Raw genomic sequence first — 5,590 nt, 5'->3', positions numbered from 1 at the left:
CAGACCGATCGCAGACCCTGAAGAGCCCGCCATGACCACCCTCGCGCAGATCAACGCGATGACGCCGGAAGCGTTTTCGGCCGCCTTCGGCGCGGTCTACGAGCATTCGCCCTGGATCGCGCAGCGCGCTTTCCAGCGCCGGCCCTTCGCCAGCGATACCGACCTGCTGCTCGCCCTCTGGGGCGTGGTGCAGGCCGCCAGCCCCGAGGAGCAGCTCGCGCTGATCGCTTCCCACCCGGAGCTCGCCGGCCGCGAGGCGCAGGCAGGCACCCTCACCGCGGCCTCCACGCAGGAGCAGGCCGCCGCGGGGCTGGGTCTGCTCGACGCCGGGCAGCGCGCCGAACTCGCCGAGCTCAACCGGCGCTATGCCGAGCGCTTCGGCTTCCCGTTCATCATCTGCGCCCGCCTGAACAGCCGCGAGGCGATCTTCGGCACCCTGCGCGCCCGTCTGCACAACCAGCGCGAACAGGAACTGCACAACGCGCTGGCCCAGATCGGCCAGATCGCGCGGCTTCGGCTCACCGACCTGCTCGCCGCCTGAGCGGACACGCCCGCAGGCCCTCTTCTTCCGGACAGACACCGCCGCCATGGGAAACAGACTCACACAGATCGCCACCCGCACCGGCGATGACGGCACCACCGGCCTGGGCGACGGCAGCCGCGTGCCCAAGGACAGCCTGCGGGTGGCCGCGCTCGGCGATGTCGACGAGCTCAACTCGACCATCGGGCTGCTGATCACCGAGCCGCTGCCCGAGGCCGTGCGCGAGGCACTCACCGACATCCAGCACGATCTGTTCGATCTGGGCGGCGAGCTGTGCATCCCGGGCTACGAGAATGTCAGCGACGCCCAGGTGGCGCGGCTCGACGCCCTGCTCGCCACCCACAACGCCACGCTGCCGCGGCTTGAGGAATTCATCCTGCCCGGCGGCTCGCGGCCGGCGGCGATCGCGCATGTGGCGCGCACGGTGTGCCGGCGCGCCGAGCGCGCGGTGGTGGCGCTGGGCGCAGCCGAAACGGTGCGACCTGCCTGCCGGCAGTACCTGAACCGGCTGTCCGACCTGCTCTTCGTGCTCTCGCGGGTGCTCAACCGGCATGCCGGCGGCAGCGACGTGCTCTGGCAGCAGGGCCGCAACAAGCCGGGCTGAACGCCCGGCACCGCCAGAGGGCGCGGCAGCCGCGCCCGGCTGGGTGGGGCCCCGGGTTCAGTAGGTCTTGTACGGCAGGAACTTGCCGCTGAGCACCACGTTCACGCGGTCGCCCTTCGGATCGGGCTCGCGCACGATGTCCATGGAGAAGTCGATCGCGCTCATGATGCCGTCGCCGAACTCCTCGTGGATGAGCTCCTTGATCGTCGTGCCGTACACATTGACGATCTCGTACCAGCGGTAGATCAGCGGGTCGGTGGGCACCGCGGTGGGCAGCGAACCCTTGTAGGGCACCACCTGCAGCCAGGCGGCCTCCTCCTTGGTCAGCCCGAAGATCTTGGCCACCACCGCGGCCTGCGCCGCGGTCATGGTCATCTGGCCAAGGCAGGCCGCGGTCACCCACTCCTTGCTCTGGCCCACCTTGGCGGCCACATCGGCCCACTTGATGCCCTTGCGGACCTTGGTCTCGTAGATCTTCTCGGTGATGTCGTTGCGGTTCATGCGGGTATCTCCGGGGAGGTTGGCGAAGTGTCGAGTCCGGGGCTGACCTCGCGGGGCACGCCCTGCCCGCCGGCGCTGGCCGCGTCGGCCGCGCCCTGCTGGATCAGCCGCGAGCGGTGCACCAGGAAGTCGACCAGGTGGTTGCGGATGCGGTAGTACTGCGGATCGTGGTGGATGCTCAGTCGGGTGCGCTCACGCGGCATGGTGTTGCGCACCACCTCGGCCACCCGCGCGCGCGGGCCGTTGCTCATCAGCAGGATGCGGTCGGCGAGCAGGATCGCCTCGTCGACATCGTGCGTGATCATGAACACCGTCTGGCGGGTCTCGGCGCAGATCCGCAGCAGTTCGTCCTGGATCACGCCGCGGGTCAGCGCGTCGAGCGCGCCGAAGGGCTCGTCGAGCAGCAGCATGCGGGGCTGGATCGCGAAGGCGCGGGCGATGCCCACCCGCTGCTTCATGCCACCGGACAGTTCCGCCGGCTTGCGGTGCTCGGCACCCTCCAGCCCCACCAGCGCCACGAAGCGCCGGGCGTGGTCCTCGATGCGGGCACGCGACCAGTCGGGCCAGCGTGACTGCACCGCGAAGGCGATGTTCTGCAGCGCGGTCAGCCAGGGCATCAGGGCATGGCCCTGGAACACCACGCCGCGATCGAGGCTGGGCCCGCGCAGCTCGCGGCCATCCATGAACACATAGCCCTCGCTTGCCTGCTCGAGGCCGGCGAGGATGTTGAGGATGGTGGTCTTGCCGCAGCCGGAGTGGCCGATGATGCAGACGAACTCGCCGCGCTCGATGCCGAAGCTCACCGACTCGAACACCGGCGCGGGCGCGGGGCGACCGGCCACGGCATAGGTCTTGCCCAGACCCTGCACCGACAGGAAGGCATCCATGCGCTACTCCCGCCAGGTGACCGCGCGCTGCAGCCGCGCGAAGGCCGCGTCGAGCAGCATGCCGACCACGCCGATCAGCAGGATCGCGAAGATCACGTTGGTGAGCGAGAGGTTGTTCCACTCGTTCCAGACGAAGTACCCGATGCCGGTGCCGCCCACCAGCATCTCGGCGGCCACGATCACCAGCCAGGCGATGCCCATCGAGATGCGCATGCCGGTGAGGATGGTGGGTGCGGCCGCTGGCAGGATCACCCGCAGCGCGCGGCGCAGGGGCGTCACCTCCAGCGTGCGGGCCACATTGAGCCACTCGCGACGCACGCCGGCCACGCCGAAGGCGGTGTTGATCAGCATCGGCCAGATCGAGCGGATGAAGATCACGAAGATCCCCGAGATCGCTGCGTCCTTGATGGTGTAGAGCGCCAGGGGCATCCAGGCGAGCGGCGAGATCGGCTTGAGCACCTGGATGAACGGATCGAGCGCCCGGTAGACCAGCGGCGACATTCCGATCAGGAAGCCCAGCGGGATGGCCAGCAGCGCGGCCAGTCCATAGCCCGCGCCCACCCGCGCCAGCGAGTGGCCCACCTGGATGCCGATGCCCTTGTCGTTGGGGCCGTTGTCGTAGAAGGGATCGGCAAGATGCCGGGCGATGGTCTCGCCCATCTGCGCGAGCGTGGGCAGGCCCCCGCTCTTGGCGGCGCCGCTCGCGCGGCCCATCAGCTTGGCGTACTCGTCCTGGGCGGCGCTGGCCGGCGAGCGCTCGGCCGGCGCGGTGCCGAGATGCCAGGCGCCGAGCAGGCAGGCAAGCAGCAGCAGCGAGAGCAGCGCCGCTTTCAGGTTGAGGCTGGCGGACATGTCGACGCGGGCCCGCTCAACCGCGGCGGATCGCGAAGCTGGCCGCGTACTCGGCCGCCTTCGCCGGATCGAACTCGCGGCCCATCACCTTGAAGCGGCGATAGCCGCCCTCGGGCGTCTTCTGGCCGAGCTCGCTCATGCGCTTCTTCGCGTCGGTGAGCAGGAAGACCTTCTCGGCAATGTCCTTGTAGGCGACATCGCCCTTGATGTAGCCCCAGCGCTTCATCTGGGTGAGCATCCAGACCGCCATCGAGTACCAGGGGACGGGGTCGAAGTCGGCGCGGTCGGGCACGGTGCGCACCGCGCCCAGGCCATCGGCGAACTTGCCGGTGAGCACCTGCTCGACCACGGTCTCGGGCTGGTTCAGGTAGGCCGCCGGCGAGATCACCTTGGCGATCAGCGGCCGGTGCTTCGGATCGCGGGCCATGGCGGCGGCTTCGAGCACGGCACGGTAGAGCGCCGCGAAGGTGTTCGGGTTCTGCTGGATGAAGGCCTCCGAGACCCCGAAGGCGCAGCAGGGATGGCCGTCCCAGATCTCCTTGGAGAGCAGGTGGATGAAGCCGACCTCATCGTAGACCGCACGCTGGTTGAAGGGATCGGGCCCGAGGAAGCCGTCGATGTTGCCGGCGCGCAGGTTGGCCACCATCTCGGGCGGCGGCGTGACCCGGATCTGGATGTCGCGGTCGGGGTCGAGTCCGTGCTCGGCCACGTAGTAGCGCAGCAGGAAGTTGTGCATCGAGTACTCGAAGGGCACCGCGAAGCGGAAGCCCTTCCACGACTTCGGATCACGCTTGTCCTTGTGCTTCACATGCAGCGTGATCGCCTGACCGTTGATGTTCTGGATGGTGGCCACGTTCATCGGCTGCGCCACCGAGCCCAGGCCCATCGAGATCGCAATCGGCATCGGCGACAGGAAGTGCGAGGCGTCGTGCTCCTTGTTGATCATCTTGTCGCGGATCAGCGCCCAGCCCGCGGTCTTGTTGAGCTGCACCGACAGCCCCTGACGACGGTAAAAGCCGAGCGGGTCGGCCATGATCAGCGGTGTGGCACAGGTGATCGCGATGAAGCCGAGCTTGAGATCCTTCTTCTCGAGCGGCGCCTTCTCCTGGGCCATCGCCTGCATGGCGCCCAGCGGCAGCACACTGGCGATCGCCGCGCGCGCGGTGTTCGCACCCACTGCCTGCAGGAAGCGGCGGCGCAGCCCGTCGTCGGGCATCAGGGCCTTGACCAGCACCGCCTCGACGAACTGCGCCGAGAGCGTCTCCGCGGACGGTGGCGCCCCGGCCTGGGCCGAGGCCGTGATGGCCGCGGGCGCGGAACTCGCGGCAGACTCGGGATGGGCATCGCCGGCATGGAACACCCCGCACCGGGCGCAGGCAGGGCCCAGGCGGCGATAGGCATCGTAGGGACCGTAGAGATCGGACATGGCTGACTCCCGCTGGCTGAGGCCCGGCTGGGCAGGCGGCCAGCCGGGTCGGACGGGACGGCAGTTGCAAGAGCTGTGCCATGGCGCGAGGCCACCCGGGGGCACACCGTCGGCCGGCCAGGGGGCCGGTAGCATCGGGCCAATCCCCGCCGTGGTGCGTTCCCGCACCGGGATGTGACTGGCGCGGGCGGGGCGCCCGCGCGGACTGGCCGCTCAGGTGTCGCGCGCGGCGTCGAGGAAGGTGACCAGCTTGGCGCTGGTCTGGCGCAGCCGCTCGGAGAGCAGCTGCACGGTGCGCAGCAGGATCTTGTTGCCGAGCACCGGATCGTCGGCGAGCACCCGCTGGACGGCATCGCGGGTGAGCACGGCGATGCGCGAGCGCTCGAGCGCCACGCAGGACGCAAAGCGCGGCTCACCGTCGAACAGCGACATCTCGCCCAGGCAGTGGCCGGGGCTGGCCACTGCGATGCGCGCCGGGTAGTCGTGGCGATTGCGCCGCAGCACATCGGCCAGCCCGCTCATCAGCAGCATGAGGAAATCGCCGGTATCGCCTTCGCCGATCATCTCGGTGCCCGGATGGGCCTCGTAGACGAACATCAGCCCGGCCAGACGGCGGCTCTGGTCGATGTCGAGGCCGGCGAACAGCGGGGTGTCGGCCATCAGCCGATGGATGTCATCGGCAAACTCCGCCGCCGGCCCGATCGGCGCGAGGCCGGCCGCGAGCAGGCGATCGTGAGGGGTGCGGCGGGCTGGGGCGAGCGCCCCCTCGGGGGGCTGGG

The 5,590-nt window shown here is 69.6% G+C and carries 7 protein-coding genes; 2 read left to right on the top strand and 5 right to left on the bottom strand.

What is annotated here, in order from left to right; all coding sequences use genetic code 11:
* Together uraD and AC2H6A_RS17535 are read left to right on the top strand one after the other, a co-directional pair.
* Positions 1-541 (top strand): 2-oxo-4-hydroxy-4-carboxy-5-ureidoimidazoline decarboxylase (uraD, locus tag AC2H6A_RS17540; RefSeq protein ID WP_484275010.1); only part of this gene is annotated, 541 nt, incomplete at its 5' end.
* A gap of 46 nt (positions 542-587) precedes the next feature.
* A complete protein-coding gene (locus AC2H6A_RS17535) occupies positions 588-1,145 on the top strand; it encodes a cob(I)yrinic acid a,c-diamide adenosyltransferase (RefSeq protein ID WP_484275009.1) in 558 nt (185 codons plus the stop codon).
* 57 nt (positions 1,146-1,202) lie between these two features.
* Here AC2H6A_RS17535 and cynS read toward each other — a convergent pair whose 3' ends face one another.
* From cynS to AC2H6A_RS17510, 5 genes are all read right to left on the bottom strand, one after another.
* Entirely contained in the window at positions 1,203-1,646 is a 444-nt protein-coding gene (gene cynS / locus AC2H6A_RS17530) for a cyanase (protein ID WP_484275008.1), read from the bottom strand.
* The gene (locus AC2H6A_RS17525) at positions 1,643-2,533 is read right to left on the bottom strand and encodes an ABC transporter ATP-binding protein (protein WP_484275007.1); all 891 of its coding nucleotides are present in this window, start codon (positions 2,531-2,533) and stop codon (positions 1,643-1,645) included. Before AC2H6A_RS17525 ends, cynS begins: the two co-directional genes overlap by 4 nt.
* Positions 2,534-2,536: 3 nt before the next feature.
* The gene (gene ntrB, locus AC2H6A_RS17520; RefSeq protein WP_484275006.1) at positions 2,537-3,385 is read right to left on the bottom strand and encodes a nitrate ABC transporter permease; all 849 of its coding nucleotides are present in this window, start codon (positions 3,383-3,385) and stop codon (positions 2,537-2,539) included.
* Positions 3,386-3,401: 16 nt separating this feature from the next.
* A complete protein-coding gene (locus tag AC2H6A_RS17515; protein WP_484275005.1) occupies positions 3,402-4,811 on the bottom strand; it encodes a CmpA/NrtA family ABC transporter substrate-binding protein in 1,410 nt (469 codons plus the stop codon).
* Positions 4,812-5,024: 213 nt separating this feature from the next.
* The coding region (locus tag AC2H6A_RS17510) for a cyclic nucleotide-binding domain-containing protein (RefSeq protein ID WP_484275004.1) at positions 5,025-5,590 on the bottom strand (566 nt) is incomplete at its 5' end.

Source organism: Quisquiliibacterium sp. (genome assembly GCF_982640115.1).
The sequence above is the reverse complement of the archived record's forward strand: the minus strand, read 5'-3'. Positions and strand labels throughout refer to the sequence as shown.

Bases quoted from the DNA above. Each gene is read 5' to 3' on its own strand.
- AC2H6A_RS17535 (WP_484275009.1), top strand. From the start codon at position 588: ATGGGAAACAGACTCACACAGATCGCCACCCGCACCGGCGATGACGGC.
- cynS (WP_484275008.1), bottom strand. From the start codon at position 1,646: ATGAACCGCAACGACATCACCGAGAAGATCTACGAGACCAAGGTCCGC.
- AC2H6A_RS17525 (WP_484275007.1), bottom strand. From the start codon at position 2,533: ATGGATGCCTTCCTGTCGGTGCAGGGTCTGGGCAAGACCTATGCCGTG.
- ntrB (WP_484275006.1), bottom strand. From the start codon at position 3,385: ATGTCCGCCAGCCTCAACCTGAAAGCGGCGCTGCTCTCGCTGCTGCTG.
- AC2H6A_RS17515 (WP_484275005.1), bottom strand. From the start codon at position 4,811: ATGTCCGATCTCTACGGTCCCTACGATGCCTATCGCCGCCTGGGCCCT.